Source organism: Intestinimonas sp. (assembly GCF_026169115.1).
Taxonomy (GTDB): Bacteria; Bacillota; Clostridia; order Oscillospirales; family Oscillospiraceae; genus Intestinimonas.
The window spans coordinates 16171-32959 of sequence record NZ_JAPFEA010000016.1; the positions used below are offsets into that span (position 1 = coordinate 16171).

Below are 16789 nucleotides of genomic sequence, written 5' to 3' on the forward strand. Positions count from 1 at the left end.
TTGTCAAAAAATCTTCTTAGATACAAAAGGCCGCTGGTCTGGGCCCAATGGGTCACAAAACGAAATCCTCATCCCGCAGCCGGGAGAAGTCGGGGGCGTTGGGCCGGGGCGGCACCCGTTTCAGGGGGTCGTACCGGAAGGAGCGGCAGTGGGAGACGGCGGGCACCACACCCTTTTTCACGCACATGACGGTCTCCTCATCCAGGGGAGCACAGCGGGTGCAGTAGGCACACCGGGGTTCGATCTTCTTTTCAAACAGCATAGCAAAGGCTCCCCTCATCTGATGGGTCGGCCACCGGCTGGGCGGGGCTTGACCTAGGAACATTATACTACGCCTTTCCGCCTTTTTCTACTGGTTTTTCCCACGGCTGCCGCCGCGGCCAGGAAAAAGAGGAGCCACATGATCCAGGCGGCGGCCAGGGAGAGGGTGAGGGCAGTGGAAAAATCCACCCCGGCGATCCCCTCCACCTGCTCGGCCAGATAGGCGGACACCGGCTCATTCAGGGGGAACAGCCGCAGGAGCAGATCAATGAAAAGGGCGGAGAGCCCCCCGTGGAGGAGCTTGCCGGCGATGTAGGTCTTCACGGAGAGCCCGCTCCCTCCGAGGAAGGAGAGGACCTGACAGTGGACGGACAGCCCGGCCCAGCCCAGCAGAAAGGCGGCCATGGACAGCTTTCCCGACAGGGTCCCGGCGCCGGTGAGGGTCCATACTCCGCTGGTGAGCTCAATGAGACCGGTGAGGAGCCGCTCCGCCCAGGGGGTGGAGAGCCCCAGCGGGGCCAGGAGCCTGCCCAGAATACCGGCCAGGCCGGGCAGAAGACCGGAGAGAAAGAGCAGCTTGATGACCACCGTGAAGAAGACCACGAATGCGCAGATGTTCAGGGTGGAAAGGAAGGAATTTTTGACGGCGCCGGTAAAGGCTGTGGTGATCCGCTCCGCCCCGAAGGTGGGGGAGACCCGCCGCTCCCGGCCCGTTTTTTCCCGCTTGTAGAAGCGGAAGAGGAGCCCGACGCACACCGAGGCCGCCGCGTGGGCCAGATAGAGGAGGAGGCCCACCTTGCTGCTGGCGAAGACCCCGGCTCCCACCACGCCCAGAATGAAGGCGGGGCCGGAGTTGTTGCAGAAGGCCAGAAGGCGCTCTGCCTCTGTCTTGGTGCACATCCCCTTTTCATAGAGGGAAAGGGCGGTGCGGGCGCCTACGGGGTATCCCCCCACGAAGCCCAGGACGAAGGCGGAGGCGCAGACGCCGGGCACATGGAAGAGGGGGCGCATGAGCCCCTCCAGGGCCCGGCCAATGTAGCCGGCCAGTCCCAGGTCCACCACCAGGGAGGAGAGGACAAAGAAGGGAAAGAGGGAGGGCAGGATCACGTTGCAGCACAGCTGAAGCCCCTCCCGGGCGGCCTCCATGGCCTCCTGGGGCCAAAACATGAGGGCCAGGGTGGCGCACAGCAGCCCCAGCCCCAGAAAGAGATCCCGCGCCCCCTGGCGGGCGAGCAGCCTGGACATGAACATCACCTCCGCTTAAGCTATGTGCCATCCAGGCTGTCCTATGCGGAGAAAAAGGGAAGGAGAGGAGCGCCGTGGCGGAGGAGCTGCGCCGGGTGGAGACCCCACTGGGGCCCATTGACTACCTGCTGACAATAAAGAATGTCAAAAACATCAATCTGCGCATCCGGGCGGACGGCCGGGCGGTGGTTTCCGCGCCCCGGCGGGCCTCCAAGGCCGGGATCGACCGCTTTGTCCGCAGTCGGGCGGAGTGGGTCCTGGCCCATCAGCGCCGGCAGGAGGAGCGGTCTCCCTTGGTCCCGCCGGAGCGGGAGGCGGCTCTGGCAGCCCTCACTGCCGCCCTGGAGCGGATGTATCCCCTGGTGGAGCCCCTGGGGGTTAAGCGGCCGGTCCTGAAGGTCCGGTTCATGACCAGCCGGTGGGGGAGCTGTCACTATACCAAGGGGATCGTCACCCTCAACACCGCTCTGGCGGCGGCAGAGGAGGAGCTGCGGGACTATGTGGCCCTCCATGAGCTGGTCCACTTCCTCCATCCCGACCATGGGGAGGGCTTCCATGCCGCCATGGACGCCCTCATGCCGGACTGGCAGACCCGGCGGAGGGCCCTGCGCCGCTATGCTCTGGAACGTCCGCCTACTTGAAGAAAAGGACCGCCGCTTTGCCTGGGACAGGCAAGCTGAGCGGTCCTTTTTCATACACATAGCTCCAAAGGGGGAGGCGTCATGGAGAAAAAGGGCCGCAGGGAGAGCCTGCTGGAAAAGACCGCGGAGGTCTTCGACCTGCCGGGGGACGTGGTGGCGGGGCTGCCCCGGGTGGAGCTGCTGGGGGACCGTCAGCTGCGGATGGAGAACCACCGGGGTATCCTGGCCTATGGTACCGACGAGATCCATATCAGCGGCGGAAAGCTCGTGATAAAGGTCCGGGGGAGCGGACTGACCCTGCGGGCCATGAATGCCTCGGAGCTGCTCATCACCGGGGAGATCGCCGGGGTGGATGTGACCTGAGAGCGGGGGAGGAAGTATGCAGTTTATCGTGAATTTCCTGCGGGGCAGCGTGTGCTTTGCCATCTCAGGCCCCTTCCCGGAGCGGTTTTTGAATTTGTGCGCCCAGAATGGTGTGGGCTTCTGGGGGCTTGTCTGGCTGGATGCCCAGACCCTGGAGCTGCGGGTATCCCGCCGGGATGCCCGGCGGGTGGGACCGCTGGCGGAGAAGGTGCAGTGTACGGCCACCGCCCGGGGGCGCAGGGGGATGCCCTTCTTTCTGGCCGGCTTCCGGCGGCGGCACGCCCTTCTGCTGGGCCTGGTCCTCTCTCTGGCGACGGCGGGCATCCTCTCCCGGTTCATCCTCACCGTGGAGGTCTCGGGCAATGAGACCGTCCCCTCCGCCGTCATTCTGGCCGAGCTCTCCAGGCAGGGGGTCCGGCCCGGGGTCTATGGTCCGGGCCTGGACCTGCGGCGGAGCAGTCAGGAGGCCCTTCGGCGCATCGAAGGGCTCTCCTGGATGTCTGTGAACCTCCACGGCACCCGGGCGGAGGTCCTGGTCCGGGAGCGCAGCCCCGCCCCGGAGCCGCTGGACGAGACCACGCCCGCCCACATTGTGGCCGCCGCCGACGGACTTCTGGAGGACGTGGAGGTGCTGGAGGGCCAGGCCCTGTTCCGGGAGGGTCAGGCGGTGCTGGCGGGAGAGGTGGTCATCAGCGGGGTGGTGGACCTGAAGGAGCCCCGGTATGCCACGGTGGACGCCGGGCAGCGACTGGTCCGCGCCCGGGGGAGCGTATGGGCGTCCACCAACCGCACCCTGGAGGCACGTATCCCACTGGAGGCACAGACCAAGGTCTACACCGGGGAGACGGAGACCCGCTGGTCCCTCGCCGCCCTGGGCCATACCTTTAATTTTTTTGGAAAGGGTAGTATTTCCACATCGGGTTATGATAAAATGACTACGACCCACATTCTCACCCTTCCCGGAGGCCGGGAGATGCCCCTGGCCCTGGTGGAGACGGAGTACCGGGCCTACCAGCTCCGGCCTGCCGCCATTCAGCTGACCGCCGCCCGGTCCCTGCTGGAGGACCGGCTGCTGGAGCGGCTGGATGAGGTCATCGGAGCGGACGGCAGCGTGCTGTCCACCGCCTTCTCCGTCCGGGAGGAGGGCGGGATGCTGGCGGTGACCCTGAAGGCCCGGTGCCGGGAGCAGATTGGCCGCGAGGTGACCTTTGACGGCCAAGTGGGGGAGATCATCCCGGGGGCTTAGACAGAGTAGGCCCGGGGACGTACAAGGAGCGAAGGAAGTTGATCGAACAGACCATCAGCGTGGAGCGTCTGGAGGAGGCTGCGGCCCTCTTCGGCTCCTTTGACGAAAATATCCGTATCCTCGAGCGGGAGCTGGCAGTCTCGGTGGTGAACCGGGACGGCAGCCTGAAGGTATCCGGCGAGGCCGAGGCGGTGATGTACGCCGTCAAGGCCATCCAGGGCCTGCTGGAGCTCTCCGGCCGGGGGGAGCCCATCAATGAGCAGAATGTGCGCTATGTCCTCCAGCTGGTCAAGGCCGGCCAGGAGGACAAGATCGGCCAGATGGCCCGGGATGTGCTCTGCGTCACCGCCAAGGGCAAGCCCATCAAGCCCAAGACCCTGGGCCAGAAGCGGTATGTGGACGCCATCAAGCAGAACACCGTCACCCTGGGCATCGGCCCCGCCGGCACCGGCAAGACCTATCTGGCGGTGGCCGCCGCCGTGGCCGCCTTCCGGGCCGGGCAGGTCAACCGCATCATCCTCACCCGCCCGGCGGTGGAGGCGGGGGAGCGGCTGGGCTTCCTGCCCGGCGACCTCCAGTCCAAGGTGGACCCCTACCTGCGGCCCCTCTATGACGCCCTCTTCGACATGCTGGGGCCGGAGACCTACAACAAGTATCTGGAGCGGGGCAACATCGAGGTAGCCCCTCTGGCCTACATGCGGGGCCGCACCCTGGACGACTCCTTCATCATTCTGGACGAGGCCCAGAACACCTCCCGGGAGCAGATGAAGATGTTCCTCACCCGCATGGGCTTCGGCTCCAAAATCGTCATCACCGGCGACGTCACCCAGATCGACCTGCCGAAGGACACCGTCTCCGGCCTCAAGGAGGCCATGCGGGTCCTCAACGGGGTGGAGGACATCGCCATCTGCAAGCTCAGCGGGGCCGACGTGGTCCGTCACGTCATCGTCCAGCGGATCATCAAAGCCTACGAGGAGGACGAGCACCGCCGCAAGTCCGAGGAGGGCAAGCGGAAATGAGGACCTTTGCCCGGTACGGCTACACGGTGGAGCTCGACGAGACCGCCGTCCGGGACTGGTACGCCCAGGCGGGGGAATGGGGCTGCACCTGCGGCCATTGCCGGAATTTTCTGGCCCTGGCCCGGCGGCGGCAGCTGCCGGAAGAGCTTTTGGACCTGCTGGACAGTCTGTCCCTCCCGCCGGAAAAGGCTACCTACGTCTGCGAGCTCTATCACGCGGACGACTGGCGGGAGAAGGGACTGCTCTATCAGCTCTCCTGGCGTCTGGCCGGGAAGATCGTGGACCGGCCCGCCGGACCGGACAACGGCGTCGGGTGGGGGCCCCTGGTCAGCCGGCCCTGGGGCGGGCTGATGCTGGGGCATGAGACCTGCCCGGTGGAGCCGGAGTTTCCCGCTCCCCACTTTGACGTCAGCTGCACCCTGTACCTGCCCTGGACGCTGGACGAGCCCATCGAAGGACCAAATGAGGAGAATTGACATGGCAAAACGGCACTATATCCCCGTCACCGCCGACGTGCCGGGGGTGGGCGAGGGCCAGCGGGCCCTCATCCGCAAGGTCATCCGCACCGCCCTGGCGGCGGAGGGGGTGGACTTCCCCTGCGAGGTGGATGTGAGCCTCACCGACGACGGGGGCATCCACGAGATCAATTTGGACATGCGGCAGGTGGACCGCGCCACCGATGTGCTCAGCTTTCCCGCCTTCGATCTGACGCCGGGGGAGCTGCCTGGGGAGGAGGACGCCGACCCGGCCACCGGCCTGGTCCCGTTGGGGGACATGGTCATCTCTATGGAGCATGTGGCCGCCCAGGCGAAGGAATACGGCCACTCCAACCGCCGGGAGCTGGCCTATCTGGTGGTCCACTCCGTCCTCCACCTGCTGGGCTACGACCACCTGGACGAAGGCCCCATGAAGGCTCAAATGCGGGAGCGGGAAGAGGCCATTTTGGAGGAGCTGGGGATCAGTCGGGGCGCGGGCGGCACGTGAAGCCGCCGCGCAATGAAACGAAATGACGCCCCCTCAAAGAGGGAGGCAAATGCTCAAGAAAGTTGAGGATCACCTATGGAAATCAAAAAATCCGGTATGATAAGTATTGTGGGCCGGCCCAACGTGGGCAAGTCCACCCTCACCAACGCCCTGGTGGGAGAGAAGATCGCCATTGTCACCAACAAGCCGCAGACCACCCGGAACCGCATCTGTGCCATCGTCAACCGTGGGGCGTGCCAGTATGTGTTCATGGACACCCCCGGCCTCCACAAGGCCAGGACCCGCCTGGGAGAGTACATGGTGGGCGTGGTAAAGGAGAGCGTGGCCGACGTGGACGCCGTGCTGCTGCTGGTGGAACCCATCCCCAATGTGGGGGCGCCCGAAGCCGAGCTCATCGAGCGCATCAAGGCCCTGGGCGTGCCCGCCGTGCTGATTATCAACAAGATCGATACGGTGGAGAAGGAAAAGCTCCTGGCCGTCATGCAGACCTACCAGGCCGCCCACGACTTCCAGGCCATCGTCCCCATCTCGGCGAAGACCGGCGAGGGGGTGGAGGAGCTGCTGGACCTGCTGTCCGCCTACCTGCCCGAGGGGCCCCAGCTCTTCCCCGAGGATATGGTCACCGACCAGCCTGAGCGGCAGGTCTGCGCCGAGATCATCCGGGAAAAGCTCCTCCTCTGTCTGGACAAGGAGATCCCCCACGGCACCGCCGTGGAGCTCACCAAGTTCTCCGAGCGCATCGACAGCGGCATCATCGATATCGACGCCACCATCTTCTGCGAAAAGGCCAGCCACAAGGGCATCATCATCGGTAAGGGCGGGGCCATGCTGAAAAAGATCTCCTCCCTGGCCCGGAAGGACATCGAGACCTTCATGGGAACCAAGGTCTATCTGGAGACCTGGGTGAAGGTCAAAGAAAACTGGCGAGATAATCTGAATTTTATCCACGATGTGGGATACCGGGAGGACTGACCGGATACAGACAACACCTGCGGCCGGTTTTCTTGCGCGCGCAAGCGCGCCGCGCCGTCCGGCGCGTCCAAGCGTCCGGGCCGGCGGGCCCGGACCTTGCCGCAGGGGCAATTCATTTGCCCCGAGGAAGTGAGATAAAATTGGGGGTCCCCACGGGATGGCACATCCCGTAGGGGAGAAACTGGCGGGATAATCTGAATTTTATCCACGACGTGGGTTACCGGGAGAACTGACCGAAAAATTTACCGGGCATGACCTAGCCCTGGATCAGGCAACCTAAGCACAAAAGGGGGCCTGATGGATCGTGGACAGTCAGATGCTTTGGGAACTCTTCCTGGCCACCGGCTTGCCGGAAGCCTATGCCCTCTACCGGCTCCTGCTGGAGACGGAGGAGAGGGAAAAGACCGCGTAAGGGCGCACAGCGCCCTTACATATCAGGTGATGCTATGCACATCAAGACCCAGGGGCTGGTGCTCCGGGAGACCAACTACAAAGAAGCGGACAAGATCCTCACCGTGCTCACCCGGGAGGGGGGCAAGCGGACGGTAAAGGCCCGGGGCTGCCGACGGCGCAACAGCCCTCTGGCCGCCGCCGCCCAACTTCTGGCGTGGTCGGACATGACCCTGTTTGAGTATCGGGACAGGCTCACCCTCAACGAGGCGGAGCCCCAGTCCCTTTTCTGGGGGGTGCGCTCCGACGTGGAAAAGCTGGCCCTGGGCTCCTACTTCGCCGAGGTGGCCGAGGCGGTGGCAGAGGAGGGGCGGCCTGACCAGGCGCTCTTATCTCTGGTGCTCAATTCCCTCTACGCCCTGGACAAGCTGAAAAAGCCCCTCCCCCTGGTGAAGGCTGCCTTTGAGCTCAAGCTCCTATGTGTGGCGGGCTATGAGCCCCTGCTGGACGCCTGCGCCGTCTGCGGCGAGACCGAGCCGGCAGACCCCCGGCTGGACATCGGGGAGGGCGTCCTCCACTGCGCCGCCTGCGGCCTGGGAGACGGCGCCGGACGGGCCCTGGACCGGACCAGCCTGGCCGCCATGCGCCATGTGGTGTACGGCGATCCCAAACGGCTCTTTTCCTTCCCCATGGACGGGCCCGGAATGGCCAGAATGTCCACAGCCTGTGAAGATTTTCTCCGCACCCAGCTGGACCGGGGCTTCCGCACCCTGGACTTTTATCACCAGCTCACCGACGCCGCTCCGGCGGCTTCCAAATGATAAAGTGAGGTGCTCTGCTGTGAAACTCTACATTGTTGACGCCTTTACCACCCAGCGATTTTCCGGCAACCAGGCCGGGGTGGCCCTGCTGACCCCGGAGGAGCCGGAGCTCACCGATGGCTTCTGCCAGGCCCTGGCCGCTGAGCTCAAGCACTCTGAGACTGCCTTCGTCCGTCCCATCGGGCCGGACTCCTTCCGTCTGCGCTACTTCACCCCCGAGGGTGAGGTGGACCTGTGCGGCCATGCCACCATTGCCGCCTTCACCACCCTCCGGGAGGCCGAGGGTCTGGCGCCGGGCGTCTATCATGCCTCCACCCTGGCGGGGGAGCTGAGTATCCAGGTCTCTGAGCAGGCGGTGTGGATGGATATGGCGCCGCCGGTGGCCGGGCGGAACTTCTCCCAGGCGGAGACGGCGGAGCTCTACGCCGCCTACGGCCTGAGCACGGCGGACTGTCCGGAGGGCTTTGTACCTATGGTGGTGAGCACCGGGCTCCAGGACATCCTCCTGCCCGTGAGCACCATGGAGGCCCTGGACCGGGCGGAGCAGGACGAGCGGGCCGTCACCGAGCTCTCCAAGCGGTACGGTGTGGTGGGCGTCCACATGTTCTGGCCCTGTCTCACCGGGGAAGCGACCGCCCACTGCCGGAATTTCGCGCCCCTCTACGCCATCCCCGAGGAGGCGGCCACCGGCACCTCCAACGGGGCGCTGACCTACTATCTCTACCGCTGCGGCAGGATCTCTGCCGGGGCGGAAAACCGTTTCCTCCAGGGGGAGAAGATGGGCAAGCCCTCCGAGATCCTCAGCCGCCTGACCGAAGGGGCGGAGGGGATCCGGGTCCAGGTGGGGGGACGGGCGGTGCTCGCCCTCCGGGCCCAGCTGCTCTGACCCACTGTAAAACCAGCAAGGAGAACCATCCATGACCGATCTGTTTGAAAAATCCATCCAGACCCTGGAGCTGCCCCGGGTGCTGGAGCTGCTGGCCGCCCAGGCGGCCACCGAGGAGGGAAAGGAGCGGTGCCGCGCTCTGCGGCCCCACACCGATCCCGACGACGTCCAGCGCCTTCAGAAGGAGACCTCCGCCGCCTGTTCCATGATCGTCCTCAAGGGTACGCCCCCCCTCTCCGGCATCCGACCAGTGGCGGCCTCCCTCCAGCGGGCCGACATGGGGGGCGCCCTCAACACCCGGGAACTGCTGGACATTGCCGCCCTCCTCCGCTGTGCCCGCTCCGCCAAGGAGTACGCCGCCGGGGACCGTCAGAAGACCTGCATCGACCACCTCTTTGCCTCCCTCCAGGCCAACCGGTACCTGGAGGACTGGATCAGTACCTCCATCCTCTCCGAGGAGGAGATCGCCGACGCCGCCAGCCCCGAGCTGGCCGACATCCGGCGGCACATCCGGGCCTCCTCCTCCAAGGTCCGGGACATCCTCCAGAAGCTCATCTCCTCCTCCCAGGCCAAGTACCTCCAGGAGTCCATCATCACCATGCGCTCCGGGCGGTATGTGGTGCCGGTGAAGTCGGAGTGCAAGAACGAGATCCCCGGTCTGGTCCACGACGTGTCCGGCTCCGGTGGGACCTTCTTCATTGAGCCCATGGCGGTGGTCAAGACCAACAACGAGCTCCGGGAGCTCCAGTCCCGGGAGGAGAAGGAGATCGAGCGCATCCTCCGGGAGCTCTCCGCCGAGTGCGCCGCCCACAGGGAGGACATCGCCCAGGACTACGACCTGCTCATCCTCATCGACTGCATCTTTGCCCGGGCCCGGCTCTCGGACCGGCTGCGCTGCACCGAGCCCCGGCTGGCCAGGCAGGGCATCACCCTCCGCAAGGCCCGCCACCCGCTCCTGGACCCCAAAAAGGCGGTGGCCAACGACCTCTACCTGGGGGAGAGCTTCGACACCCTGGTCATCACCGGCCCCAATACCGGCGGCAAGACTGTGACCCTCAAGACCATCGGCCTGCTGACCCTTATGGCCCAGTGTGGACTCCATATCCCCGCCGACGACGACAGCGCCGTGGTGGTCTTTGACCATGTCCTCTCCGACATCGGCGATGAGCAGTCCATCGCCCAGAGCCTGTCCACCTTCTCCTCCCACATGGTGAATATCGTGGGCATCCTGGCCGAGTGCGGCCCCGGCACCCTCATTCTCTTTGACGAGCTGGGGGCGGGCACCGACCCGGTGGAGGGCGCGGCCCTGGCTGCCGCCATCATCGAGTCGGCCCGTGAGCGGGGGGCGCTGGTGTGCGCCACCACCCACTATGCCGAGCTGAAGGTGTACGCCATGACCACCAAGGGGGTGGAAAACGCCTCCTGTGAATTCAATGTGGAGACCCTGGCCCCCACCTACAAGCTCCTCATTGGCGTGCCGGGCAAGTCCAACGCCTTTGCCATCTCCCGCCGCCTGGGTCTGCCCCAGGCCATCATCGACAAGGCCGCTGCCCGCATCGACGCCGAAAACGTCCGCTTCGAGGATGTGCTCACCCAGCTGGACCGGCAGCGTCAGCAGATGGAGAAAGAGAAGGATGAGGCCCGAAAGCTCCGCCGGGAGATGGAGGAGTCGGCCAAAACCGCCCGGGAGTACCGGGAAAGGCTGGAGAAGGAGAAGGCCAAGGCGGTGGAGAAGGCACAGGCCGAGGCCCATGCCATCATTCAGGAGGCCCGGGACACCGCTGACCGGGTCTTTGCCGAGCTCAACGAGATGCGCCGCCGCCAGGAGAAGGAGGCCGACTGGCTGGAGCAGAACCAGCGCCGGTCCGACCTGCGCCGGCAGCTCAACGAGGCTGAGGACGCCCTGGGCTCCCGTGAAGAGCTGCCCCCGCCGCCGCCCACCCGCCCCGCCAGAGCGGGGGACACGGTGGAGCTGGTGAAGATGGGCACCCGGGCCAGCGTCATCTCCGTCAACAAGGACGGCTCCCTCCAGCTCCAGGCGGGGATTTTGAAGATCAGCGCCAAGCAGGAGGAGGTCCGGGTGGTGGAGGACGCCGGGGGCGGCGGCAAGAAACAGGCCGCCCAGATCGCCCAGCGGGCCGAGCATAAGCTGCGCTCCCTGGGGGCCTCACCGGAGGTGGACCTGCGGGGCATGATGACCGACGAGGCCATCCTGGTGCTGGACCGGTTCCTGGACAGCGCCGTCATGGGCCGACTGGACACGGTGACGGTCATCCACGGAAAGGGCACCGGCGCCGTCCGTAAGGCGGTGCGGGAGCACCTGAAGCGGAGCAAGTACGTCAAATCCTTCCGCCCCGGCCGTTTCGGCGAGGGGGAGGACGGCGTCACTGTGGCGGAGCTGCGCTGAAACAGCGTCCGCCGCAGGAGGACAAAAGAGAAAACAAATCAATTCCGATTGAAAATACCATATTATGTACGGAAAAGGGCGAGAACTGAATTTTTAAGCGTGTCTATGCACACAAGAGCGAATTTTTCTCGGGAATCTCCGTGAATTTGTGCAAAATGTCATTGACTGGTTGACCGAAATTTGGTATGCTAGATATGCAGACATTGTATTGTTTGAGGGGGGAACACAAATTGTATATCAAAGAGGCTGTTGTGAACAATCAGGTGGGTCTCCATGCCAGGCCGGCGACGTTTTTCATCCAGAAGGCCAATGAGTTTAAGAGCTCCATCTGGGTGGAGAAGGATGAGCGCAGGGTGAATGCCAAGAGCCTGCTGGGTGTCCTCTCTCTGGGCATCGTGAAGGGCACCGCCATTAACCTGATTGCGGACGGTCCCGATGAGAAGGAAGCCGTCGAGGCGCTCATTGAGCTGATCTCCAGCAACTTCTCGGAGTAACCAGATCTCTCCAAAAAAAGCGCCGCAGCCGCGGCGCTTTTTTTGACCCTATGGCGGGAATGGCGCGGCTCTCTGTCGCTCGCGCGGCAGGCTGTTACCAACGTAAAACCAGACCCAAGGCGGTGATCCTCCATTGACCTTTGACGAAGGGAAAGAAAGAGCCCACAGCCTGTTCCCAAAAGCGCGGGCGCTTTTGGGTCCCCCTGGATTGATTTTACATCCTCGGGGCAAATGAATTGCCCCTGCGGCAAGGTTTTGTGCTGTGCCCAAAACGCTTGTGCGCGCCTGACGGCGCGGCTCTCTGTCGCTCGCGCGGCAGGCTGTTACCAACGTAAAACCAGACCCAAGGCGGTGATCCTCCATTGACCTTTGACGAACTGAAAGAAAAAGCCCACAGCCTGCCGTTGAAACCCGGCGTCTACATCATGCAGGACGCCAAAAACGAGGTCATCTATGTGGGCAAGGCCAAGGCCCTCAAGAACCGGGTGAGCCAGTACTTTGCCGACCTGGCCTCCCACACGGAGAAGACACGGGCCATGGTGAGCCAGATCGACCACTTCGACGTCATCATCGCCGACAGCGAGTTCGAGGCCCTGGTGCTGGAGTGCTCCCTCATCAAGCGGCACCAGCCCCGGTACAACATCCTCCTGAAGGACGACAAGGGCTATCCCTACATCCGGCTCACCGTCCAGGAGGCATACCCTAAATTCTCCCTGGCCAACCGACCGGCGGAGGATGGGGCCCGGTACTTCGGCCCCTACGGCAGCCGGGGGGCCACACAGGACATCATCGAGGCCATCCAGTCCGCCCTGCACCTGCCCAAGTGCCGGAAAAAGTTCCCCAGGGACATCGGCAGGGAGCGCCCCTGCCTCTACTACCGCATGGGTCAGTGTGACGGCTACTGCCGCCCGGAGATGGACCAGAGCCGGTACAAGGAGAACATGGAACAGGCCGTCCGGCTCCTGGAGGGGAAGTACGAGGAGGTCTGTGCCGACCTCCAGGCCGAGATGGAGCAGGCCGCTGAGGAGCTGCGCTTCGAGCGGGCCGCCGAGCTCCGGGACCGCATCGCCGCCATGGAGCTGCTGGGGAAGCGGCAGAAGGTGGTGGCGGGGAGCCTGGCCGACACCGACGTGGTGGGCTTCCACCGTGGAGAGGCCAAAAGCTGTTTTGTGGTCCTCCACTTTGTGGAGGGCGACCTGGCCGCCAAGGACATGGAGCTCCTGGAGACGCCGGTAGAGGAGGCCAGGGAGGACACCGTCTCCGCCCTGGTGAAGCAGTACTACGGCGGGCGGGGCGCTCTGCCCAGACAGATCCTCCTGCCCTGCGACATAGAGGACGAGGTACCGGTGACCAGGATGCTCTCAGAGTCCTGTGGGCACCGTGTCCATCTGGTGACGCCTCAGCGGGGAGCCAAGATGGATCTCATCCGGCTGGCCAACAAAAACGCCGTGGAGGAGGTGGAGCGGGCCACCTCCCGGGAGGAGCGGCAGTCCAAGCTCATGGAGGCCCTTGGAAAAATGCTGGGCCTTTCGGAGCCGCCCAAACGAATCGAGGCTTATGACATCTCCAACACCGGAGACGCCAACATTGTGGCCTCCATGACCGTCTTTATCGACGGACGGCCCCTAAAGCGGGATTACCGCCACTTCAAGCTCAAGGATATGGTCCACGCCGACGATTATGGCTCCATGGAGCAGGTCCTCACCCGGCGGTTCCGGCGCTACCTGGACGGGGATGAGAAGTTCGGCGACCTGCCCGACCTCCTTCTCATCGATGGCGGCGAAAACCACGCCAAGGTGGCCGTCCGGGTGCTGGAGGAGGCGGGGCTTGCGATCCCTGTGTTCGGCATGGTAAAGGATGACCGCCACCGCACCCGGGCCCTGGTGGACCCGGCGGGGAGCGAGATCGGCATTCAGCAGATCCCGGCGGTCTTTGCCCTGGTGGGCCGCATCCAGGAGGAGACCCACCGCTTTGCCATTGAGTTCCAGCGGCTCCAGCAGTCCAGAAGCGTCAGGGGCTCCGCCCTGGACCAGATCCCCGGCGTGGGGGAGAAGCGGCGCAATGAGCTGCTGCGGCACTTCAAGAGCATCAAGAACATCAAGGGGGCCTCTCTGGCGGCGCTGGAAGAGGTGGTACCCAAGCATACGGCCCGGGCGGTCTACGAGCACTTCCACCCCCGGACAGCGGAAGGAGGGACCCAGACGTGCGCCGAAGGATAGCGGTACTGCTGACCCTCCTGGCCCTCTGCCTGACCCTGGCCGCCTGCGGCGGGCAGGAGCCTGCCGGATCCACCACCGTCGGTGTGACGGCGGCGGAGCTGGCCCGGGCGGTGGTGGAAGGAGCGGGAGACCTGACAGACCTCCCCGCCCTGGAGGGGGAGGCCCTCGACGACCACCTCTCCGACCTCTGTGGTCTGGAGAACTGGGAAGAGGGGGCGGTCTACGCTGCCGGGGGCATGGACGCCCGGGAGATCACCGTGGTGCGGCTCTCTGACCCCTCTGCCGCCCAGGACGCGGCGGAGCTTCTGGAGGACTATCGGCTGGGCCGGCAGGGGGATTTCTTCGGCTACGCCCCGGAGGAAGCTGACCGGCTGGACCGGGCCCTGGTCCTCCGTCGGGACAGCTATGCCGCCCTGCTGGTCTGCGATGACCCGGAGGGGGCGCAGGAGTGCTTTGACGCCTGCCTGGAGGATAGACTTCCCCCGACGGAGGAAGAGGAGGAGAGCGCGGCCCCCACCTTTGAGCCGGAGCCGGAGGTCACCCAGACCCCGCCGCCGGAGACCGAGCTGCCGGAGCCCACGCCTACGCTCATACCGGAGCCCACGCCCTCCGCGCCGCCGGAGGAGACGGAGCGGCCCATCCTGAATCCGGACCTGGACGTCAGCGGCTTCGTCCCCTTCACGGACCCGGACGACGCCAATATGGCGCTCTATGACAGCTCTGCCGTCCAGGCGGCCTGGGAGACAGGGGAGGAGGACGGGCTTTCCGACAAGGACGCCGCCATCCTGGAGAAATGCCGGGAAGTATTGGGGGCGCTCATCACAGAGGACATGACCGACTTTGAAAAGGAGCTGGCCGTCCACGACTGGATCGTGGAGCACGGCAGCTACGACCAGACGGTCCACAGCAACCCCGGACACAGCGGACGCACCGGCTACCGGGACCCCTATGGCATCCTGGTGGGGGGATACGGCAACTGCCTGGGCTATTCCACCACCTTCCAGCTCCTCATGGACCTGAGCGGGGTGGAGTGCATCACGGTGGTGGGGGCCGTCTTCGACTCCCGGGAGGACCACGCCTGGAATATGGTGAAGCTGGATGGGGAATGGTACTGCGTGGACGTGACCTGGGACGACCCCACCATGGGGAACGGCAACACCAATTCTGTGGTCCGCCACCGCTATTTCAACGTGACCAGCCAGCGCCTGCGGGAGAGCGACCACCAGTGGGACTATCTGTATGTGCCGGAGGCAACCGCCACCCGGTATTTCTGGAACGGATCGGGCCCGAAACCCGAATAAAAAAGAAAAAGGAGGGCGGACGCGATGCGCGTCATCACAGGAACGGCCCGGGGCAGGAAGCTCAAGGAGCTTTCGGGCATGGAGACCCGGCCCACCACCGACAAGGTGAAGGAATCTCTCTTCAACATCATCCAGTTCGACATCGAAGGGCGGAGGGTGCTGGATCTCTTCGGCGGCACCGGGCAGCTGGGGATCGAGTGCCTGAGCCGGGGTGCGGCCCACTGCACCTTCGTGGACATCCGGAAGGAGGCCGCTACCCTGGTCCGGGAGAATGTGGCTTTGTGCGGCTTCAATGACCGGTCCCGGGTGGTTCAGGGGGACTATCTCTCCTTCCTCACCAGCTGTTCGGAGAAGTTCGACCTCATCCTCATGGACCCGCCCTACGGCAGTGGAATGCTGGAAAAAGCCCTGGAGACGGCGGCGGGAATTGACATCTTGTCGGAAAATGGTATAATGGTCTGCGAAAGTGCCGCAGAAACCCTCCTCCCTGCCCTTTCCGCGCCCTATCGCAGGGGGAAGGACTACCGTTACGGCAAGATCAAGCTCACCGTCTACCACAGAGATGCGTGAGCCCATTCCCGTTTTCAGGGGGCAGACGATATGAAGACCGCCATTTACCCCGGCAGCTTTGACCCCATCACCCTGGGGCATTTGAATATCATCAAGCGGGCAGCTCTGTGCTTTGACAAGCTCATTGTCTGTGTCATGGTCAATTCTCAAAAGAACGGCCTTTTCACACCGGAGGAGCGGGTGAAGCTCATCCGGCGGGTGGTCTCTCAGCTGCCCAATGTGGAGGTGGACGCCTCCTCTGTGCTCCTGGCCGAGTACGCCAGACAGCGGAAGGCCAGGGTCATCGTCAAGGGGCTCCGGGCCGTGTCCGACTTTGAGAGCGAGGTCCAGATGGCTGTGGTCAACCGCAAGCTCAACCCAAATGTAGATACCATGTTCCTGCCCTCCAACGAGAAGTACACCTATCTCAGCTCCACGGTGGTGAAGGAGATGGTGCGCTACGGGGTGGATCTGTCTGACTTCATCCCCCGGGAGATCATCGCGGATGTGAAGCAGAAAATGAATGACAGCAGGAGGGACGGCTGATGGCGACCGGCGTAGAAGAATTGGTGGACATGCTCTTTTCCATGATCGATGAGGCAAAGAGCCTGCCCCTGAGCAGCGACAAGTGCATCATCGAGCGGGACAAGGCCCTGGACCTGCTGGATGAGATCAAGGCCCAGTTCCCTGTGGAGCTGGGCGAGGCCAAGAAGCTCCTGGCCGCCCGGGCGGACTATATCGCCTCCGCCAAGCGGGAAGGGGAGCTCATCCGCAAGCAGGCGGAGGAGAAGGCACGACAGATGCTGGCCGAGGACGAGCTGGCCGCCCAGGCCAAGCAGCGGGCCAACGAGATGCTCAAGGTGGCCGATGAGCGCAGCCGGGAGCTGCGTCGGGCCGCCAACGAGTACTGCGAGGACGCCCTGCGCCGGACCGAGGAGGCCGTCAGCGAGGCATACGACGAGATCAAACGCTCCCGGGCGCGGTTCCGGGC

General features: G+C 64.5%; 18 protein-coding genes. 16 read left to right on the plus strand and 2 right to left on the minus strand.

All coding sequences use genetic code 11. The features are described 5' to 3' along the window. Positions 1 to 52 precede the first annotated feature (52 nt). Together Q0Y09_RS01385 and Q0Y09_RS01390 are read right to left on the minus strand one after the other, a co-directional pair. Positions 53 to 262 (minus strand): hypothetical protein, encoded by a 210-nt coding sequence (locus tag Q0Y09_RS01385; protein WP_297716628.1) that lies wholly within the window; start codon positions 260 to 262, stop codon positions 53 to 55. A gap of 62 nt (positions 263 to 324) precedes the next feature. Then, the gene (locus Q0Y09_RS01390; RefSeq protein ID WP_297716630.1) at positions 325 to 1506 is read right to left on the minus strand and encodes a nucleoside recognition domain-containing protein; all 1182 of its coding nucleotides are present in this window, start codon (positions 1504 to 1506) and stop codon (positions 325 to 327) included. 74 nt (positions 1507 to 1580) lie between these two features. Here Q0Y09_RS01390 and Q0Y09_RS01395 point away from each other — a divergent pair, with 74 nt between their 5' ends. From Q0Y09_RS01395 to Q0Y09_RS01470, 16 genes are all read left to right on the plus strand, one after another. Then, positions 1581 to 2147 (plus strand): YgjP-like metallopeptidase domain-containing protein, encoded by a 567-nt coding sequence (locus Q0Y09_RS01395; protein WP_297716632.1) that lies wholly within the window; start codon positions 1581 to 1583, stop codon positions 2145 to 2147. An 81-nt stretch (positions 2148 to 2228) separates the two neighbouring features. Then, on the plus strand, positions 2229 to 2510 hold the full coding sequence (locus Q0Y09_RS01400; RefSeq protein WP_297716634.1) for a YabP/YqfC family sporulation protein: 282 nt from the start codon (positions 2229 to 2231) through the stop codon (positions 2508 to 2510). 16 nt (positions 2511 to 2526) lie between these two features. Further along, complete coding sequence (locus Q0Y09_RS01405) at positions 2527 to 3756, plus strand: sporulation protein YqfD (protein ID WP_297716636.1); 1230 nt, start codon at positions 2527 to 2529, stop codon at positions 3754 to 3756. 38 nt (positions 3757 to 3794) lie between these two features. After that, positions 3795 to 4775 (plus strand): PhoH family protein, encoded by a 981-nt coding sequence (locus Q0Y09_RS01410; RefSeq protein ID WP_297716638.1) that lies wholly within the window; start codon positions 3795 to 3797, stop codon positions 4773 to 4775. Continuing rightward, positions 4772 to 5251 (plus strand): hypothetical protein, encoded by a 480-nt coding sequence (locus Q0Y09_RS01415; RefSeq protein WP_297716640.1) that lies wholly within the window; start codon positions 4772 to 4774, stop codon positions 5249 to 5251. Before Q0Y09_RS01410 ends, Q0Y09_RS01415 begins: the two co-directional genes overlap by 4 nt. Position 5252: 1 nt before the next feature. Further along, positions 5253 to 5759 (plus strand): rRNA maturation RNase YbeY, encoded by a 507-nt coding sequence (gene ybeY / locus Q0Y09_RS01420; protein WP_297716642.1) that lies wholly within the window; start codon positions 5253 to 5255, stop codon positions 5757 to 5759. Between the two features lie 75 nt (positions 5760 to 5834). Continuing rightward, complete coding sequence (gene era, locus Q0Y09_RS01425) at positions 5835 to 6731, plus strand: GTPase Era (RefSeq protein WP_297716644.1); 897 nt, start codon at positions 5835 to 5837, stop codon at positions 6729 to 6731. A 446-nt stretch (positions 6732 to 7177) separates the two neighbouring features. Next, on the plus strand, positions 7178 to 7942 hold the full coding sequence (gene recO, locus Q0Y09_RS01430) for a DNA repair protein RecO (RefSeq protein WP_297716647.1): 765 nt from the start codon (positions 7178 to 7180) through the stop codon (positions 7940 to 7942). Positions 7943 to 7961: 19 nt separating this feature from the next. Beyond that, positions 7962 to 8828 (plus strand): PhzF family phenazine biosynthesis protein, encoded by an 867-nt coding sequence (locus Q0Y09_RS01435; protein ID WP_297716649.1) that lies wholly within the window; start codon positions 7962 to 7964, stop codon positions 8826 to 8828. Positions 8829 to 8859: 31 nt separating this feature from the next. Further along, a complete protein-coding gene (locus tag Q0Y09_RS01440) occupies positions 8860 to 11235 on the plus strand; it encodes an endonuclease MutS2 (RefSeq protein ID WP_297716651.1) in 2376 nt (791 codons plus the stop codon). Between the two features lie 230 nt (positions 11236 to 11465). Beyond that, on the plus strand, positions 11466 to 11729 hold the full coding sequence (locus Q0Y09_RS01445) for an HPr family phosphocarrier protein (protein WP_033116234.1): 264 nt from the start codon (positions 11466 to 11468) through the stop codon (positions 11727 to 11729). 362 nt (positions 11730 to 12091) lie between these two features. Continuing rightward, positions 12092 to 13948 (plus strand): excinuclease ABC subunit UvrC, encoded by a 1857-nt coding sequence (gene uvrC, locus Q0Y09_RS01450; RefSeq protein ID WP_297716654.1) that lies wholly within the window; start codon positions 12092 to 12094, stop codon positions 13946 to 13948. Continuing rightward, on the plus strand, positions 13933 to 15249 hold the full coding sequence (locus Q0Y09_RS01455; RefSeq protein ID WP_297716656.1) for a transglutaminase domain-containing protein: 1317 nt from the start codon (positions 13933 to 13935) through the stop codon (positions 15247 to 15249). The genes uvrC and Q0Y09_RS01455 overlap by 16 nt, the downstream gene beginning before the upstream one ends. A gap of 24 nt (positions 15250 to 15273) precedes the next feature. Next, a complete protein-coding gene (gene rsmD / locus Q0Y09_RS01460; protein WP_297716659.1) occupies positions 15274 to 15819 on the plus strand; it encodes a 16S rRNA (guanine(966)-N(2))-methyltransferase RsmD in 546 nt (181 codons plus the stop codon). 30 nt (positions 15820 to 15849) lie between these two features. Continuing rightward, on the plus strand, positions 15850 to 16344 hold the full coding sequence (gene coaD, locus Q0Y09_RS01465; protein ID WP_297716661.1) for a pantetheine-phosphate adenylyltransferase: 495 nt from the start codon (positions 15850 to 15852) through the stop codon (positions 16342 to 16344). Then, the coding region (locus Q0Y09_RS01470; RefSeq protein WP_297716663.1) for a hypothetical protein at positions 16344 to 16789 on the plus strand (446 nt) is incomplete at its 3' end. The genes coaD and Q0Y09_RS01470, both read left to right, overlap by 1 nt.